Here is an 18,360-nt window from a genome sequence, read left to right as displayed (position 1 = left end):
CTATGGCTATGCCTACTCGCCTTCAGCGCACACATATAGGGATCGCTGATGGCAATTCCGTATTAAACCCGATGACGGCTACAGGTCTCAAAGCGTGAGCCCGACTTCATGACTCGGACGACGGCAATCGCTGCGAGGCGGACATCCGGAACGGATGCGCAGATGACGGCTTCGTGTCCAGAGCCTTCGCAGTTACTTCTGCTGCATAGCCAAAAGATCGATTTGCGGGTTGACGACCACGGTCTCGGAATCCGTCGCCGCCCAATCCAACACTGGAAGGCTCTCACGCCAACGGCACCACAAAACAGCTCTGCCCAGCCAACTCCCGCCACCGCAGCATCTCCCCCGCCTTAAGCACCCGCACCGCCACATCCGGCGACATCCGCCCCGCCGCGGCCAATGCCGTCTCCGGCGCCGCCCGCACCAGGATGAACCGCATGCTCCGCTCCCCCCGCCGCAGCGTCAATTCCGCCTGCGGCCAATGGCTCGGCAAACACGGTTCGAAATGCAGTTCCTCCGCCGTCTGCTTCAACCCGAAGATCGCCTCGATCGCCGCGCGGTGCATCCAGGCGGCGGAGCCGGTGTACCAGCTCCACCCACCGCGGCCCACGTAGGGCGGCTGGGTGTAGACGTCGCCGGCCATCACATAGGGTTCGATGGCGTAGGCCGCACCAAAGGTCGGGTGGCGCGCGCGGTGCGCGGGGCTCAGGTGGGTGAAGGTGCGGTAGGCCGCATCCGCATTGTCCGTAGCCCTCTCCGGTGTCTGCGGCGTCTGCTGCGCCAGCTCGGCCTGGGCCATCAGGGCCCATACCGCGCCGTGCGAATACTGGCCGCCGTTCTCGCGCACGCCGGGTGGGTAGGCCTGGATGTAGCCCGCGCTGGGCACGGCTTTGTCCAGCGGCGGGTCGAGCAGGCGCACCAGGCCGGCCTCGTGGTCCACCAGGTGGGATTCCACGGCCGCCATGGCGGTGTGTTGCTGCTCAGGCGTGGCGGCATTGGACAACACGGCCCAGGCCTGGGCGATGAGGTCGATCCTGGCCTCGGCGTTGCTGTGCGAGCCGAGCGGCGTGCCGTCGTCGAAGAAGGCGCGTTTGAACCATGCGCCGTCCCAGGCCGTGCCTTGCAGCGCGGCCTTCCAGCCGGCGGCGGCGTGTTGCCAGCGCTGTGCGCGTTCATGTTCGCCACGCGCAGCGGCCACGGGCGCGAAGTCGTCTACCAGCTTGCACAGGAACCAGCCGAGCCACACCGATTCGCCCTTGCCTTCGATGCCCACGCGGTTCATGCCGTCGTTCCAGTCGCCGCTGCCCATGAGCGGCAGGCCGTGCACGCCCACGGCCAGGCTGCGGTCGATGGCGCGTGCCGCGTGTTCGAACACCGAGGCGCGTTGCATGTTCACGCTCGGCGTGTAGTAGGCGTCTTCCGCATGTTCGGGAATGCCGGCACCTTCGAGGAAGGCCACCTCTTCGTCGAGCAGTGAGGCATCGCCCGTGGCCTGAAGGTAGTGGTGCGTGGCATGGGCCAGCCACAACAGGTCGTCCGAGAAATGCGTGCGCACGCCCGCGCCGGTGGGCGCATGCCACCAATGCTGCACGTCGCCCTCGGGGAACTGGCGCGAGGCGCACAGCACGATCTGCGCGCGCAGCGTGGCCGGTTCGGCCCAGGCCAGGGCCATGGCGTCCTGCAACTGGTCGCGGAAACCGGTGGCGCCGCCGGCCTGGTAGAAGCCGGCCTTGGCCCAGAGGCGGCAGGTCACGGTCTGGTACAGCAGCCAGCGGTTCACCAGAGCGTCGAACAACGGGTCGGGCGTCTTCACCGTGGTGGCGCCCAGCAGCGTGTTCCACTGGCTGCGCACCGTCTCCAGCCGTGTGGCCGCGCTGGTGGCCGCAGCGCGCTGGGCCAGTGCACGGGCCGCGGCCGGGTTGTCGCCGTAGCCGAGCAGGAACACGCGTTCCACGGTTTCGCCGGTGGCGATGGTCACCGTGGTGGACAGCGCGGCGCAGGGGTCAAGGCCGGTGCCGGCCTGCTGGCCGAAGCGGTCGGGCAATTGCAGCCGGCCGAAGGTGTCGAAGACTTCGCGCCGGTCGCAGGTCCAGTCGCGGTCGGCGGCATCGGTGGCCTCGTCCGCGGCCGCTAGTGCCAGGAAGGCCGTGCCGTCGCCGAAGCCGGCGGAGCGGTCGCGCTGGGTGCACAGCAGCGCCGTGAGGGGGCGTTCGCCGGCGTCGGCCCGGTGCGCGGCGGTGTGCGTGCTGCCGCGGTCCGAGCGGTTGGCGCCCATGATCCATTCGGCGATGCCCACGAGGCGCAGCTGCTGCGTGCGGTGGCCGCGGTTCACGAGCCGGATGCGCACCTGCTTCACCGAGGACTCGGCGTCCACGCACCACGACGCGCTGACCTCCACGTCGCCGCGCCGGTGGCCGATGCTGGTGTAGCCCTGGCCGTGCGTCACGCGGTAGCGGACCGGCTCGCCGCCGGCCTCGGCGCCCGGTGTGCCCCAGGCCGATGGTGCCACGTTCCAGATCTCGCGTGTTTTGCGGTCCTGCAGCAGGAACCATTCCGAAGGGCTGTCGGCGACCGGGTCGTTGGACCAGGCCGTGAGCTGGTTCAGCCGGCTGTTCACCGCCCAGGTGTAGCCGCCACCGGCTTCCGAGATCTGCGCGCCGAAGCCGCGGTTGGACAACACGTTGATCCACGGCCGCTGCGGCCGTTCGTCGCGCGCCACCTGGAAGCGGAACTCGCCCGAGCCGGGGGTGAAGTCGCCATGGCTCGGCGTGGCCGCCTGGGCGGTGCGCGGCGCGAAGGCGATGGTCCTGGCCTCGCGCGTGGCGCGCTCGGCATCGGCCGCCGCGTGCTGTTGCCGCCATTCGTCGACGTGGTGCAGCAGCGGCCGGCCGTCGGCGTTGAGCCGCACGCGGGCCAGGCATTGCAGCGTGCCGATCTCGTCGCGCGAGAGTTCTTCCGTGCGCAGCAGGTAGAAGCCGATCTGGGCCGAGCCGGGCTCGCCGCTGATCTCGGCCAGGGTGCGTTCGCGCAGCGCGGCGATCTCGCGGTGCAGCGCCATCAGGTAGGACGCCGGTTCGGCGTTCAGCACCACCAGGTCGCAGGCCGTGCCGCTCCAGGACCACATCCGCAGCGCCTGCGCCAGCGAACGCAGCAGGCCCAGGCCTTCGGCGACGCCGGCGGACACGAGGATGATGGGGCGGTCGCCCGAGATGCCGAAGCGCCACAGCAGGCGGCGGTCGCAGCCCTCGAAGGCCGGCTCGTTCGGACCGGGCGCGCCGGATGTACCTGGTGGGCCGAAGCGCGGCCGGGTCAGGCTCAGCAGCAGCGCGGTGGTCAGGCTCTGCGCGGCGGCGAAGTTGTCGCTGCCGATGCCCAGGCTGCGCAGCCGGATGCCGGTGAGCGTGGCCGACATCAGCGAAGCGCGCTGCACATGGCTGTGCTGGCTGTATTTGTCGATCACCGCGCGCAGCGTGGCGGCGTCGTCGGAAGCGGCGGTGGCGAAGGTCAGCCGCGCCTTGCCCTGCGGCGCAATGCGCAGGCGCACGGCCAGCACGGACACCGGGTCGAGCCCGGTGTCCAGCACCACGCCGGCCGCCGTGTCGCCAGCGGTGGGCAGGCCCGGCGCGTCGTCGAGTTCGGCGCGCGGCTGGCCGCTGGCCTGGTTGCGGCCCTGCCAGCGGTTGCGGTCGGTCTGTACGCGCAGGCCCACGATCTGCGGGTCCGCATCGGTGAGGAAGTGCGCGGCGCGCAGCGCGTGTTCGGTGGGCAGCCGGGGCTTGCGCTCGAACAGCAGCGCCTGCTGCGAGGCCAGCCATTCGGCGCGCACGAAGAGGTTGGTGAAGGCCGGATGCGCCTCGTCGGCACGCGGGTCGGACAGCGTGACCTCGAAGGCCGAGATGAGCTCGATGTCCAGCGGCGTGTCGCCGAGGTTGCGCAGTTCGACCCGGCGGAACTCGATGTCGTCCTCGGGGCTGACCCACACCGTGGTGTGGGCCTGCAGCAGCGGCCAGGCGGCGTCGAAACACACGCGGTCGGCGTGGTAGGTGCTGCGGTACTGCGCGGCCGCGTCCGGCGCGGGGTGCTGCGTGATCGAGACCGGCGCGGTGACGTCGCCGGGCCGGCGCAGGTAGAAGAAACTGCCGAAGGCGTCGCGCAGCGCATCGTCGCGCCAGCGCGTGATGCCGGTCTGGCCCCAGCGGCTCCAGCCTGCGCCGTTGGGGCGCAGCGAGACGTTGTAGCGGCCGTTGGACAACACGTGCGTGGGCTCCACCGCCGCCGCGCCGGGCGTCACCTCGCGCAGCAGGCCGGGCGCGCGGTTCAGCAGGGCCAGCGCCGGCGGCGTGGTCGATGGTGCGTACAGCTTCGACACCTCGCGCGGCGCGCGTTCGTGCAGCAGCGAGGCCACGGCTTCGATGCTCGGGTTGGCCATGCCCCAGCGCTGCGCCGGCCCGCCGAGCAGCACATTGGCCAGCGCCACGATGCTCATGCCCTGGTGGTGGGCCATGAAGGTATCCACCGGCGTGAACGGGCCGCCGCCGGTCTGCCGTGCGCGCGAGAAGTCGAGCGCCTCGATGAAACCGTAGCGCGCGCGCGGTGTCATCGATTCGATCCGGGCGTAGTTCTGCGCGGAGCGGTGCGGCGCAATCTGCGCGGCCAGCGCCGTGGCATACGGTGCGATCACCAGTTCGCCCGGTGGCGTGCGTCGCAGCGCGAGCCGCGGCACGCCTTGCGGCGCGTACTGGTAGGCCAGCGTGTGGTCGCTGCCGGCGTAGGCCGATTCGGAGATGCCCCAGGGCACCTGCTGCTCCACGCCGAAGGCAATCTGCTCGCGCAGCGCGGCGCGGCAGGCCTCGCGCAGCACGCTGCCGTGCGGTTCGTCGAGCACCAGCGTGGGCATCAGGTATTCGAACATCGAGCCCGACCACGAGCGCAGGCCGGCCACCGCGCCCACGGCGTAGAACGGTCGGCCGAGCGAGGCCCAGTGCGCCACCGGCACATCGCCCTTGGCGATGGCCAACAGGCTGGTGAGCCGTGACTCGGAAGCCAGCAGGTCGTAGAAGCCCGCGTCGCGCTGCTGCTCGGCCACGCGGTAGCCGATGTGCAGCAGGTGCCGCTTGGGGTGGTAGAGGAAGGCGAAGTCGGCCTGCCAGGCGAGCTTCTCGCAATCGTGCGCCACGCTGCGCAGCCGGGATTCCGTCTCGCGGCGCATCTCGGCGATGTTGGCGCGGCGGTCCTGCCAGGCCGAACGCAGGGTGGCGAGGTGGTCGGCCAGGCGCCAGGCGAGAACGTCCTCCTGCGTCGCCGCCTCGGCCACGGCCGTCGGTTCGGCCGGTGGCTTCTGGCGCGCGGCGAGTTCGGCCCCGGCCTCGTCGAGCAGCGCACCGAAAGAAAGCTCCGCCGGCACTTCTTCCGCGGGCAAGGCCAGCAGCGTGGCCCAGGCGGCACGGGCACGCAAGGCGGGCAGCAGCGGCGGCGAGACGGCCAGCAGGCCGGCCATGCGCTGCTTCGACATCGCCAGGCCACGGATGGCGGCGGCCGTGTCGAACGGTGCATGGGCGAGCTCGCGGCAGGCCTGGGCCACGGCGAGCAGGTGGCCGCTGAGGTTGCCGCTGTCCACGGTGGAGACGTACATCGGCATCAGGGCTTCGCAGCGCTCGGTGTCGTACCAGTTGAGGAAGTGACCGCGATGGCGGGGCAGCCGGTGCAGCGTGGCCAGCGTGGCTTCGAGCCGCGTCAGCAGGTCCTGCGTGCCGATCCAGCCGAACTGGCGCGCGCAGGCTGCGGCCAGCAGGTACAGGCCGATGTTGGTCGGCGAGGTGCGGTGCGCCACCATGTCGTAGGGCGAGGTCTGCAGGTTGTCGGGCGGCAGGTGGTTTTCGGCCGGACCGACGCAGCGCTCGAACAGGCGCCAGGTGTCGCGCGCGATGCCTTCGAGGTAGGCCTGGTCTTCGGCCGGCAACGCATCGACCTGCCGCCACGGGTTGGGCCGGCTGACCCACCAGGTCCACACCGGCGCCGCGGCCCAGACGGCGCACAGCAGCGCGGCCAGGAGCGGCGACGGCATGGTCTGCGGCGTTAGCCAGATGGCGCCGAACACCAGGACGGCCGCGACCGGCTCGGCCCAGTGGCGCCGCGCCAGCGCGGGCAGGCGCGTCTGCGCCGCGGCCTGCGCGGCGGCGGCCGTGGTCCATTGCAGCAAATGGCGCCGGCTGACCAGCATGCGGTAGAGCGCACGCCCGATGGCATCGGCGGTGAGCAAGGCGTTCTGCAGCAGTTGCGCCAGTTGCCACAGCCCGCCGGCCAGCGTGCGGCCCAGGTCGGTGGCGGCCTGGCGGTAGAAGTGTTCCCGCGCCAGGTCGTCCCGGCTGGGCGAGAAGCCGGCCACGGCGCCCATCAGCGGGCCGGCCAGGAAGGCGGCGGCCACCAGCGCCAGTGCACTCCAGGGCGCGAGGCCGCCGCCGCCGAGCACCACCAGCAGCAGGAGCAGGGACATCGGCGCCACCAGCGAGCGGCGCAGGTTGTCGAACAGCTTCCAGCGGTGGATGGCGCGCATCGGATACGCCTTGAAGTCGAGCAGGAACGGCAGCAACTGCCAGTCGCCACGCGTCCAGCGGTGCACGCGCGAGGCGGCCACGTCGGCGTGGAACGGCGCGTCTTCGATGATGGTGATGTCCGTCACCGCGGCGCAGCGTGCGAGCGAGCCTTCGAGCAGATCGTGGCTCAGCACGCGGCCCTCGGGCAGGCGGCGGTCGAGCACGGCGTACATGGCCTGCACGTGCAGCAGACCCTTGCCGCTGAAGCTGCCTTCACCGAAAAGATCCTGGTAGACCTCGGAGCTGGCGGCGCTGTATGGGTCGATGCCGCACTGGCCGGCGAAGAGCCAGTGGTAGGGCGTGAAGTCGCGCGGCGCGGGCAGCGGCGTGACCACGCGGGGCTGCAGGATGCCGTAGCCGCTGACCACGCGGCGCAGCCGGGTGTCCACGCGCGGCCAATTCTGCGGATGGGCGGCCACGCCCACCAGTTCGCGCAGCCGCGCGGGCGGCAACTGGGTATCGCTGTCGAGCGTGACGATGTAGGGCGTGCCGGGGGCGATGCGCGAGGCGTCGCCCAGATCGAGGAAAGCCGAAGTGTCGCCGGTGGCGAGTGCGGCGATGAGCTGCTCGAGCTTGCCGCGCTTGCGTTCCCAGCCGATCCAGCGTTGTTCGGTCTCGCTGAAGCTGCGCGGCCGGTGCAGCAGGATGAAGCGCGGCACGTCTTCCATGGCGTTGCCTGCGTAGCGCGCATCGAGCGCGCGGATGTGGGCCGTGGCACAGGCGAGCAGGGGCTCGTCGGTCGGGCGCGTGGCGGTGTCGGCGTCGGCCCAGTCGGTCAGCAGCGCGAACTGCGCATTGCGTTCGGCATTCGCCAGGTAGTGCAGCTGCAGGCGGTGCATGAGCGCGGCGATCGAGGCCTCGTCGGTCAGCATCGCCGGGATCACCACCATCACGCGGTGTTCGGGTGCGATGCCGTCGGCCAGCGCCAGGCGCGGCAGATGGCGCGGCCGGGCCGATTCGCTGATGAGCCGGTTGACCAGCGCCACCACGGCCTCGGAAGCGGGAAACAGCATCAGGAAGGCCAGCAGCCACAGCGGCCAGCCGCCCGCCGGGCTGGCGCCGGGCGCGTTCAGGTGGTGCAGCACCATCCAGGCCACCAGGCCCAGCGTGAAGCACACCAGCGCGCCCAGGTACACCGGCAAGGTAAGCCGCCGGGCCACGGCCCGCCATGCGGCGGCCATCGGTTCGCGCAGGCCGAGCGACTGCATCAGCCGGGCCCGGCCGTCGCCGCGCAGCCAGTAGCTGGCGCTGGTGGTGGCCGGGTCGCCGGACGCGGGGCGGGCGGTGTCGCCCGGCCCGGAGCGCATCAGCGCCAGCAGCTTCTGCGCCACCTCGACTTCGTCGCGTCCGTGCCGCCGCGCCAGCAGTTCGATGCCGTGCAGCGTCTGGTCGCGCGTGCCCGCGTGTTCGGCGGCGAACAGCGGTGAGGTGAGCATGGCGCGCATCAGGCCGCTGGTGCTGCCGATCAGGTCTGGCCAGTCGGCGTCGCCGATGGCGCGCAGCGAGGTCAGCGCATTGCTCACGCTGAGGTTGTCCGCCGCCTGGTCGGCCGCGTGCTGGGCCTGGGCCGCGGCTAGGTCGGGCAACGCGCGCTGCAGCCAGTCGCGCACCGCCATGCGCAGGTTTTCCGGGTCGCGGCCGAGGTCCTGCTGGCGCTGGCCGAGCTGGGCCAGGAACACCCGGCCCACGCCGCGCAGGTTCATCAACGCGAGCAGTTGGTCGAGTTCGTCGAGGCTGTAGCGCTCGATGTGGTCCCAGCACAGGTTAGCGACTTCGCGCGCGGCCTTGTGGGTGGCCACGCGTTCGGCCAGGCGGCGCAGGTTCTCCACCAGCACGACCCGCAGCGTGGTGGGCAGGGCCCACAACTCGTTGAGCTGCAGCTTGCGTGTTTCCTGGTAGGCGTTGAGGAACTGCACCAGCAACTCTTCGTTGAAGGCGCCATCGGTGTGCGCGACGAAGGCCCACGCCACGCCATAGATGCGCGGCAGGCCGGCCAGCGGCTCGTCGATCAGCACCGGCAGGGCGCGGAAATAGCTGCGCGGCAGGCCTTCCTGGATTTCCTTGAGCTGGGCTTCGATCAGGTGGAAGTTGTCGAGCAGCCACTCGGCGGCCGGGCTGATGTCATAACCGGTGCTGGCCTGCTCCCCGATGTAGGCATGCGCCTGCCGCAGGGCACGGATGTTGTCCTTGAGCCGCGGCACGAAGGTGGCGGCGCGTGCGCTGGTGGTGGCGGCCTGGTGGGTCAGGCCCAGGCTCCTGCCGTGTTGCGCAAAGCGCTGCAGGCCGAAGATCTCCGAACGGATCGGCGGCTGGACCGCGCCCAGGGCGCCGTTCAGGATGGCGCGCAGCGCGGCGGGGGCTTCCGGGACGAGTGCGCCGAGTTCCGTGGGCGTCACGCCTTACAGGACCGCTGCGCACACGCCGATCACCACCGTGGCGACGGCCAGCGTGGTGACGAAGCGCGAGACGACGAAGCCATTCATGCGCTCGGCCAGGCAGCGCAGCGCGAACAGGCTGCCACGGCTGCCGCGGCAGTGATGCAGGTGTTCGCCCAGCGCGGCCAGTTCCATCGGCGAGGTGTCGGCGTCGCGGCCGAAGGAAGCAGTGCTCCAGTTGGGGGAAGTGATGGCGTCGATCTTCATGGTGGTGCTCCGCCCGCGAGGCTGTTCGGCTTTGCGGAAAAAATGGGGTGGAACGGTGTGCCTGCGGGGTAGGACCCTGGCTCCGGGGTCGTTGGCAACGCCATGCTGGCCTTGCCGCATCGGACCGTCTGTCGGCCAAAGGACGCGGCCGCCTGTAGGACGACCACGCGGCAGGTCCGTGGGCGTGGCAGGCGCGCATCGAAAGGGCGCGCCATGCCTCCCGCCGGGCGCATGGGCCCAGGCGTCTGGAGCGCCTCATCCGTATCTGTTACAACGTGCAGACGATCATGCCTGCCGCCACCGTGGCTGGTCTGTGCGCCAGCGCACGCTGGGTGCAAGATGTGGGCGTCTTTCTCAACCGGAAAAAATCATTCCTTCCATCGACTTCACCGATCCGCGCAGCAACCGTCTGCTGGCGGCACTGCCCGACGCGGAATGGGCGCGCTGGGAGCCCGAGCTCGAGCTGGTGAAACTGGCGCACGGCGAGGTGCTGTACGCCTCGGGCAGCACGCTGAGCCATGTGTATTTCCCAACCTCGGCGATCGCCTCGCTGTTCTACGTGATGCAGGACGGCGCCTCGGCCGAAACCGCCGTGGTCGGCAACGAAGGCCTGGTCGGCATCTCGCTGTTCATGGGCGGAGAGTCGACACCCAGCCGCGCCGAAGTGCAGAACGCCGGGCTGGGCTGCCGGCTCGCGGCGCAGCGCCTGAAAGACGAGTTCAACCGGGCCGGGCCGGTGCAGCACCTGCTGCTGCGCTACACCCAGGCCCTGATCACGCAGATGGCGCAGACGTCGGTCTGCAACCGCCACCACACGCTCGACCAGCAGCTCTGCCGCTGGCTGCTGCTGCGCCTGGACCGGCTGCAGGGACTGGAGCTGAAGGTCACCCAGGAGTCCATCGCCGGCATGCTGGGCGTGCGCCGCGAAGGGGTCACCCAGGCCGCCATCAAGCTGCAGGAGGCCGGCCTCATCCGTTATGCGCGTGGCCGCATCTCGGTGCTCGACCGCGCGGGCCTGATGGCCCGCACCTGCGAATGTTATGCCGTGGTCAAGACCGAATACGACCGCTTGCTGCCCGATCGACTGGCCACCTGAGCCGGGGGCTGGGCGCGCGTGCTCCTGCACCTCGGGATGCGTCGACCGCGGCGGCATCCTCTAGCTGCGTGACCATATACGCCCTGCTGCTGGCGAGGTCCCGACGGAGCACCGCCTGTGGTGGCCGGTCAGCCAGGGTGAATGCGCACTATGTGATGTATCGCACAGACGGGTGCAGATTACATCTTGACACTGGCTGGCAATTTATCTGCCCGTCGCGTCCGCCGCGGCATTTGCCATGACCATCGCCCGATCGCCCGCCGAGAAAGTCCCGGCCAAGGCACCGACCGGCATCACCGGTTTCGACGACATTACCGGCGGCGGACTTCCGCGCGGGCGCACCAGCCTGCTGATCGGCGGGCCGGGCTCCGGCAAGACCATCCTGGCCCTGCAGTTCCTGGTGCACGGCGCGCAGCATCAACGCGCGCCGGGCATCTTCGTGGCCTTCGAGGAGCGGTCGGAGCGCATCACCGGCAACGCCAGCAGTTTCGGCTGGAAGCTCGCCGAGCTGCAGCAGCGCAAGAAACTGTTCTTCATCGATGCCCAGCCGCGGCCGGACCTGATCCAGTCCGGCAGCTTCGATCTCGGTGGCCTGCTCGCCGCGCTGGAGAGCCAGACCAAGGCCATGGGCGCGCGGCGCATCGTGTTCGACGCGCTCGACATCGTGCTGGCCCTGCTGCCCGACCAGGCGACCCGCCGCCGCGAGATCTACCGCCTGCACGAATGGCTGCTGGCGCGCGAGCTCACGGGTCTGGTCACCTCCAAGGCCGGCGGCGACGAGCAGCCGTTTGGCTTCATGCAGTTCATGGTCGATTGCGCGGTGATCCTCAATCACCGCGTCGTGCAGGGCGTGTCGCAGCGCAACCTGCGGGTGCAGAAATACCGCGGCTCGGCATTCGACGAAAACGAGGCGCCGTTCCTCATCGGCAGCACAGGCGTCGACGTGGCGGTGGCGCGCATGCCGGCCAAGGCTGGCGCCAACAATTCGCAGGAACGCGTCTCCAGCGGTGTGGCACGGCTCGACACCATGCTCGGCGGCGGCTACTACCGTGGCGCCACGGTGCTGATCACCGGCTTTCCCGGCACGGCGAAAACCACGCTGAGCGGCGCCTTCGCCGAAGCCGCCTGCCGTCGCGGCGAGCGGACCATGTTCGTGAGCTTCGACTCCGACGGCGCGGAGGTCGTGCGCAACCTCGCCTCGGTCGGCATCCGGCTCGCGCGCTATGTGAAGAGCGGCCGGCTGCGCATGATCTCGGCGCGCACGCTCAGCGGCAGCGCCGAAACCTACCTCATGCGCATCAAGACCCTGGCCATGGAGCATGGCGCGCGTTGCCTGGTCATCGACCCGGTGTCCACGCTGGCCAAGTCGGGCAACGAACTCACGGCGCACGGCGTGGTCGAGCGGCTGGTGGACTGGTGCAAGGCCGATGGCATGACGCTGTTCTGCACCAGCCTGCTCGACGAGATCGCCGGGCAGACCGAGGGCGGCTCGCCGCTGCAGATCTCCACGCTGGCCGACACCTGGATCCACCTCAACTACCTGGTGCAGGCCGGCGAACGCAACCGCGGCATGTCGATCATCAAGTCGCGCGGCATGGCGCATTCGAATCAGGTGCGCGAACTCATCCTCAGCGACGCCGGCGTGACGCTGGCCGACACCTACACGGCCGGCGGCGAGGTGCTGATGGGCACGCTGCGCTGGGAAAAGGAGAGCGCCGACCGTGTGGCCAACGAGGTGGCCGAGGTCGCGGGCAAGCTCAAGCGCGTGCGGCTCGATGCGGAGGAGGCCGAACTCGAGGTGCGCGTGAAATCGCTGCAGGTCGAGCTGGTGGCCAAACAGGTCGAGAAGGCGCTGCTGGCGCGCACCACCGAGAGCCGCGAGCGCGAGCTCAGCCGCCGCAGGAGCCACATGCGCGAGCTGCGCGGCGCCGACGCGACCGGCGCCCCCGGTACATCCACCGCGCCCGAACGGAAGGCCTGAATGTCGACGCGCCAACCGGTCTTCAAGTTCCGCCTCTACGTGGCCGACGATTCGCTCAATTCTGCCCAGGCGCAAGCCAACCTGCGCGCCCTCTGCCGCGACCGGCTGCCCGGCCGGCATGAGGTGGAGGTGGTCGACGTGTTCGTGCAGCCCCAGCGCGCGCTGTCCGACGGCGTCTTCCTCACGCCGACGCTGGTCAAGCTGGCGCCGCTGCCGCAGCAGGTCATCGTCGGCACGCTGAGCCACACCGAAACGGTGCTGCAGGCGCTCGGCCTGGAAAGTCCCGAGCCATGACCGCGCCCGCACCGCCGGTGGTGCCGGCCAACAGCAGCGAAATTTCCGGGCTCATCGAGACCCTGCACGCGGCGGGGCAGCGGCTCGAGGAGCTGACCGCCGGCGAGGTCGATTCGGTGACGAACCGGCAGGGCCGCACCTTCCTGCTGCGGCGCTCGCAGGACCAGTTGCGCCAGAGCGAGGCGGCGAAGCAGGCCGCCATCCTCAACTCGCTGCCCGCCCACGTGGCGCTGCTCGACACCTACGGCCGCATCCTGTCGGTCAACGACGCCTGGCGGCGCTTCGCGAGTCCGCATGTGCTGCATGGCCATGGCTACGAGGTCGGGTTGAACTATCTCGACCTCTGCGACGGCGTCGGCGGCGGCGAGGCCGGGGAACACGATGGCCAGCCAGATGCCCGTCACGCGGCCCGCGGCATCCGCGCCGTGGTGAATGCCGAGATCGCGCAGTTCTCCCTCGAATACGCGTGCCTCGTGGCGGGCGCGCGGCGCTGGTTCCTCATGACGGTCACGCCGCTGACCAGCGCGCTGCCCAACGGCGCCGTGGTCATGCATCTGGACGTGACCGAGCGGCACGTCGCGAACGACCGCATCGCCTACCTGAACCGCGTGTACGCGGTGCTCAGCGGCATCAACACGCTGATCGTGCGCGTGCGCCAGCGCGACGAGCTGTTCAAGGAGGCCTGCCGCATCGCGGTGGCCGATGGCGGCTTCCGCATGGCCATGGTTGCCCTGGCCGATCCCGTCACCGGCTGCATGCAGCCGGCCATGGCGGCCGGCGCGGAAGGGACCGACGCGGCATCGCTGGCCCAGGTCCGGCACGGCTTCGCCGCGACCGAGGGTGCGCTGGTCGGCGACACCATGAGCGCCCGGGCCATCGCCCAGCGCAAGGCGGTGGTGTGCCACGGCTCGCTCGAGGGCGTCGGTGGCATGACGGCCGCGGCATATGCAGAGGCCAGAATCGGCGCGGTGGTGGTGTTGCCCTTGTTCGTCGCCGAAGGGGCCGTGGGCGTGCTGGTGCTGTACGCCTGCGAGGCGGAGTTCTTCCACGCCGAGGAGCTCAAGCTGCTGAGCGAGCTGGCCGGCGACATCGCCTTCGCCATCGACCACATCGACAAGCAGGAGCGGCTCGACTACCTGGCCTATTACGACGTGCTGACCGGCCTGGCCAACCGCAGTCTGTTCCTCGAACGCATGGCCCAGGTGCTGCGCGGCGCCACGGCGGGCCGGCACCGGGTGGCGCTGTACCTCATCGACCTCGAGCGCTTCAAGAACATCAACGACAGCCTGGGCCGGCCGGCCGGCGACAAGCTGCTGCGCCAGGTGGCGCAGTGGATCACGGTGTTCCTGCGCGACGCCAACCTGGTGGCGCGGGTCGGGCCGGACCTTTTCGCCGTGATGCTGCCCCAGGTGCGGCAGGAAGGCGACGTGGCCCGGCTGCTCGAGAAGACCATGAAGGCTTTTGTCGAGCACAGCTTCCATCTCGGGCCCAACGAGCTGCGGCTGGCCGCCAAGGTCGGCATCGCCGTGTTTCCCGACGACGCCTCGGACGCCGACGCCCTGTTCAAGAACGCCGAAGCCGCACTCAAGAAAGCCAAGAACGGCGGCGACCGCTACCTGTTCTACACACAGCGCATGAACGACTCGGTGGCCGGACGGCTCACGCTGGAGAGCCAGTTGCGCCGGGCGCTGGAGCGCCAGGAATACGTGCTGCACTACCAGCCCAAGATCCACCTCGCCACAGGCCAGCTCACCGGCGTGGAGGCGCTGATCCGCTGGCAGAACCCGCGCACCGGCCTCGTGCCGCCGGGCGATTTCATCCCCGTGCTCGAGGAGACCGGCTTGATCTGCGAGGTCGGCCGCTGGGCGCTCCAGCAGGCCATTGCCGACCATCTGCGCTGGCGCACCATGGGACTGACGGCGGTGCGCATCGCCGTCAACGTGTCGGCGCTCCAGCTGCGTGACCGCGGCTTCATCGCTCAGGTGCAGGCGGCCGTGGGGGTCGATGCGCTGGCTTCCTCGGGCCTGGAAATCGAGATCACCGAGAGCCTGGCGATGGACAACGTCGCGGCCAGCATCGGCAGCCTGCTGGCCCTGCGGGCGATGGGCATCACGGTGGCCATCGACGATTTCGGCACAGGTTTTTCTTCGCTGAGCTACCTGGCCAAGCTGCCGGTCGACACGCTGAAGATCGACCGCGCGTTCGTGATCGACATGACCTCGGGCGCGCAAGGCCTGGCGCTGGTGTCGACCATCATTGAACTCGCGCACTCGCTCAAGCTCAAGGTGGTGGCCGAGGGGGTGGAAACCGCGCAGCAGCAAAGCCTGCTGCGCGCCATGGGCTGCGACGAGATGCAGGGCTACCTGTTCAGCCGACCCGTGCCGCGGGAATTGCTGGAGTCGCAATTCCTCGCGCCGGCGGCGACTCAGCCGATGGCGGCCTTCACCGCGTCCACCGTCAGGCCGTAGTCGCTGGCAAACTGCTCGGGCGTCTGGCCGCTGGCCGCGTAGGCACGGCGCAGCGCTTCGCGTTTGGCACCGCTGTCGCCGTGTTCGGCATAGGCGTGGTCGAGCAGCGCGTTCCATTCCTCGATCGGCGGCTTGACGCGTTCGGCGTATTCGCTGCGGCTCAGGCCCGAGGCTTCGAAGGCATTGCGCAGGCGCAGGCGGACCTTGGCCTGCGCGGCTTCGCGCGAGCCAGAGCGGTCGCGGCGCGACATCTCCATGATGGCCTGGTGCACGTGTTCGGGCGCCAGGTCTTCGACCGGGTTGCCCTGCAGGTCGCAACGCTTGTGGCCGGTGGCTACCTGTTCGAGGTAGCGGCTCGAACGCGTGTGCTGGCCCAGTGCTTCGCGCAGTGCCTTGGCGTCGAAGGCGTCGGGATGCGCCGCCACGATGTCGTGGAAGCTGCCCAGCTTCAGCGGCAGCGGCTTGGGGCCGAACACCGCCGGGTACAGCTCGCGCAGGCGCAGCAGCACAGGGTGGAGCTGCTGCTGCGGCCGGGCGGGCGCCTGGGCCCGGTTCGGCCGCGGGCCGCGTCGGCCGCCTTGTGCATCAGGGCCTTCGTTGCGCGCTGGTCCACCCGGGCCGCGCGGCCCGCGTGCCTTCGCGGAGCGGCCGCCTTCACCGGGTGCGCGCGGGGGCCGGGCCGGCCGGGCTTCGGGCGCAGCATCCGCCTGCACGGGCGCGGCGGCGGTGTGGGTGGTGTCGGCTTCGACGGGGATGGTTTCGGTCATGTTCGTGTCGTGCATGTCGGGTGTCTTGCCGAAAGGCGGGGCCGGACGGTGCCAGGTTGCAAAGGGCGCATTGTGCCCGCATGCGCGCGAAGGCCTGTGCGGGCGGCCTGGCCGGGTGTCGTCATGCAGGCGTGTTCCAGGGGCAAAGCTGCGCAAAAACCGTCGGGTTTTCCGATGCTGCGACAATCGCATCCTTCAGAACCCCAGAATATTCCATGACCAAGAAAGTTGCCACCGTTCCCGCTCCCCGTGTCGAGACCCCGCGTACCCAGCCCTTGCCGATTCCCGAAACCAAGTTCAAGACCATCTGGCAGGTCGTCAACCCGATCGAACCCGTCGGCAAGACCAAGGCCACCAAGAAGTCGGTCGCTGCCTGAAGCCCTTCCGGCCATCTGGCCGACTTCACCCCGGGGCCGCTCGCAACAGCCGGCCCCGAATGGCCCAGCCGCTTCAGGCCTGGTCCACCTCCACCTCCACCAGACAGTCGTAGAACGTCGGCGCCCGGCCCATGTCGGTGAGCCGCTGGCTGGTGAGCTGGTTGACGTTGGTTCCATCCATCCCGAGTTTGCGCCACCAGATGCCCATGCCGTGCACCACGCCGTCGCGCGCGCGTGCGGTCACCTTCGCCTTGCAGCGGTAGCTGCCGCGGCCGTTGAAGACCCGCACCACGCTGCCGGTGGCGATGCCGCGCGCCAGCGCGTCGGCTTCGCTGATCTCCAGCAGCGGCTCGACCTCGATGTCGCGCAGGCTGGTGACGTTGACGAAGGTCGAGTTCAGGAAATTGCGCGCCGGCGGTGAAATCATCGCCAGCGGGTAGTCGGCCGAGCCGCCGATCGGCTCGTGGTTCGGCAGGTGGTCGGGCAGGCCGTCCTGGCCCTGCGCGGCCAGCCGCGCGCTGAAGAATTCGCAGCGGCCCGAAGGCGTGGGAAAGCCGCCTTCGGCAAACGGCGCATCGGGAATCGCCAAGGTGGCGAAGCCGTGGGCCAGCAGCGTCTCGAAGTCCACGCGCTCGCCGAAGGCCGCGCGGCACAGGGCCTCGTCGCTGTCCTGGAAACAGGGCTCGGTAAAGCCCATGCGCGCGGCCAGTTCGCGGAAGATCTGCGTGTTGGGCAAGCTCTGGCCCAGTGGGGCGATGGCCGGCCGGTTCAACAGCACATCGGTGTGGCCGTAGGAGCTGTGCACGTCCCAGTGTTCGAGCTGCGTGGTGGCCGGCAGCACGTAGTCGGCGTAGTCGGCGGTGTCGGTCTGGAAGTGCTCCAGCACCACGGTGAACAGGTCTTCGCGCGCGAAACCCCGCACCACCTTGCCCGACTCGGGCGCCACGGCCACGGGGTTGCTGTTGTAGACGACCACGGCTTCGATCTTCGGCCCGGCTTCGTCCAGCAGCGCGTCGCCGATGGTGCTCATGTTGACGGTGCGCGGCTGGCGGCCAGCCAGCAGATCGGGCCGCTGCAGCGCGGCGCGGTCCACCGGGTATTGGCCCGAACTAGAAAGCAACAAGCCGCCCGCGCGGTGGCGCCATGCGCCAATCAGCGCCGGCAGGCTGGCCACGGCGCGCGTGGCATTGCCGCCGCCGCGCGTGCGCTGCATGCCGTAGTTCAGGCGGATCGCCGCAGGCTCGCCGCGCAGGAAGCAGGCACCGTAGTCCTGCGCCAGTTGGCGGATCTGCGCCGCGGGCACGCCGCAGATGTCGGCCGCGCGTTCGGGCGTCCAGGCCAGGGCGCGTTCGCGCAATGCGTCCCAGCCCAGCGTGTAGCGCGCCAGGTAGTCGTGGTCGAGCCAGTCGTTGGTGACGAGTTCGTGCATCAGCGCCAGGGCCAGCGCGGCGTCGGTGCCGGGGCGCAGCGCGATGTGCTCGTGGCATTTCTCGGCGGTCTCGGTGCGGCGCGGGTCGATGCACACCAGCCGCGCGCCGGCGCGCTTGGCCTGCTGCGCGTAACGCCAGAAATGCAGGTTGCTGCCGATGGAGTTGCTGCCCCAGATGAGGATGAGTTTGGCCTCGGCGAAGAACTCCACCTTCATGCCGACCTTGCCGCCCAGCGTCTGCACCAGGCCTTCGCCGCCGGCCGACGAGCAGATGGTGCGGTCCAGCAGCGAGGCGCCGATCTTGTGGAAGAACCGCGCGGCGATGCTTTCGCCCTGCACCTGGCCCATGGTGCCGGCATAGCTGTAGGGCAGGATGGCCTCGGGGTTGCGTGCGGCGATGGCCTGGAGCCGGCCGGCGATGTCGTCCAGCGCCACGTCCCAGCCCACGGGCTCGAAGCGGCCCGAGCCCTTCGGCCCCACGCGTTTCATCGGCGTGAGCAAACGCTCGGGGTGGTAGCTGCGCTCGGTGTAGCGCGACACCTTGGCGCACAGCACGCCGTCGGTGTGGCCGTGGGCCGGGTTGCCCTGCACCTTGAGCGCCACGCCGTTGTCCACGGTGGTGACGAGGGAGCAGGTGTCGGGGCAGTCGTGCGGGCAGGCGCCGAGTACTTGGGCCGGTTCGGCGTGGATGGCGATGGTGTCGTTCATGGTGG

The 18,360-nt window shown here is 70.0% G+C and carries 9 protein-coding genes; 5 read left to right on the top strand and 4 right to left on the bottom strand.

The features are described 5' to 3' along the window. Positions 1-283: 283 nt before the first annotated feature. Entirely contained in the window at positions 284-8,989 is an 8,706-nt protein-coding gene (locus RD110_RS25530) for a glycoside hydrolase family 94 protein (protein WP_239467122.1), read from the bottom strand. A gap of 3 nt (positions 8,990-8,992) precedes the next feature. Then, positions 8,993-9,235, bottom strand: a complete 243-nt coding sequence (locus RD110_RS25525) for a hypothetical protein (RefSeq protein ID WP_076203522.1) — start codon at positions 9,233-9,235, stop codon at positions 8,993-8,995. Between the two features lie 370 nt (positions 9,236-9,605). Here RD110_RS25525 and RD110_RS25520 point away from each other — a divergent pair, with 370 nt between their 5' ends. The 4 genes from RD110_RS25520 to RD110_RS25505 all read left to right on the top strand — a co-directional run bounded on the left by RD110_RS25520 (position 9,606) and on the right by RD110_RS25505 (position 15,074). Beyond that, positions 9,606-10,331: a Crp/Fnr family transcriptional regulator gene (locus RD110_RS25520; protein ID WP_076205677.1), complete on the top strand. Its 726-nt coding sequence runs from the start codon at positions 9,606-9,608 to the stop codon at positions 10,329-10,331. Positions 10,332-10,569: 238 nt separating this feature from the next. Further along, on the top strand, positions 10,570-12,312 hold the full coding sequence (gene kaiC / locus RD110_RS25515; protein ID WP_076203520.1) for a circadian clock protein KaiC: 1,743 nt from the start codon (positions 10,570-10,572) through the stop codon (positions 12,310-12,312). Further along, positions 12,313-12,606, top strand: coding sequence for a circadian clock KaiB family protein (locus RD110_RS25510; RefSeq protein ID WP_076203517.1), 294 nt, complete (start codon positions 12,313-12,315; stop codon positions 12,604-12,606). Next, entirely contained in the window at positions 12,603-15,074 is a 2,472-nt protein-coding gene (locus tag RD110_RS25505) for a sensor domain-containing protein (RefSeq protein WP_076203515.1), read from the top strand. The genes RD110_RS25510 and RD110_RS25505 overlap by 4 nt, the downstream gene beginning before the upstream one ends. Here the strand turns inward: RD110_RS25505 and RD110_RS25500 are convergent. After that, complete coding sequence (locus RD110_RS25500) at positions 15,032-15,841, bottom strand: ProQ/FINO family protein (RefSeq protein ID WP_076205674.1); 810 nt, start codon at positions 15,839-15,841, stop codon at positions 15,032-15,034. The genes RD110_RS25505 and RD110_RS25500 overlap by 43 nt on opposite strands. Positions 15,842-16,056: 215 nt before the next feature. On the opposite strand from RD110_RS25500, the gene RD110_RS28200 reads away from it, so the two are divergent. Beyond that, on the top strand, positions 16,057-16,218 hold the full coding sequence (locus RD110_RS28200; RefSeq protein ID WP_157900327.1) for a hypothetical protein: 162 nt from the start codon (positions 16,057-16,059) through the stop codon (positions 16,216-16,218). A gap of 73 nt (positions 16,219-16,291) precedes the next feature. On the opposite strand, the gene RD110_RS25495 is transcribed toward RD110_RS28200, so the two are convergent. After that, the gene (locus RD110_RS25495; RefSeq protein WP_076203512.1) at positions 16,292-18,355 is read right to left on the bottom strand and encodes a molybdopterin-containing oxidoreductase family protein; all 2,064 of its coding nucleotides are present in this window, start codon (positions 18,353-18,355) and stop codon (positions 16,292-16,294) included. Between the last annotated feature and the right edge of the window lie 5 nt (positions 18,356-18,360).

Source organism: Rhodoferax koreense (assembly GCF_001955695.1).
GTDB lineage: Bacteria > Pseudomonadota > Gammaproteobacteria > Burkholderiales > Burkholderiaceae_C > Rhodoferax_B > Rhodoferax_B koreensis.
Note: the sequence above shows the minus strand (reverse complement) of the source record. Positions and strands in the feature narration are given on the sequence as shown.

Bases quoted from the DNA above. Each gene is read 5' to 3' on its own strand.
- RD110_RS28200 (WP_157900327.1), top strand. From the start codon at position 16,057: ATGACCAAGAAAGTTGCCACCGTTCCCGCTCCCCGTGTCGAGACCCCG.
- RD110_RS25500 (WP_076205674.1), bottom strand. From the start codon at position 15,841: ATGACCGAAACCATCCCCGTCGAAGCCGACACCACCCACACCGCCGCC.
- RD110_RS25495 (WP_076203512.1), bottom strand. From the start codon at position 18,355: ATGAACGACACCATCGCCATCCACGCCGAACCGGCCCAAGTACTCGGC.
- kaiC (WP_076203520.1), top strand. From the start codon at position 10,570: ATGACCATCGCCCGATCGCCCGCCGAGAAAGTCCCGGCCAAGGCACCG.
- RD110_RS25505 (WP_076203515.1), top strand. From the start codon at position 12,603: ATGACCGCGCCCGCACCGCCGGTGGTGCCGGCCAACAGCAGCGAAATT.
- RD110_RS25525 (WP_076203522.1), bottom strand. From the start codon at position 9,235: ATGAAGATCGACGCCATCACTTCCCCCAACTGGAGCACTGCTTCCTTC.
- RD110_RS25510 (WP_076203517.1), top strand. From the start codon at position 12,313: ATGTCGACGCGCCAACCGGTCTTCAAGTTCCGCCTCTACGTGGCCGAC.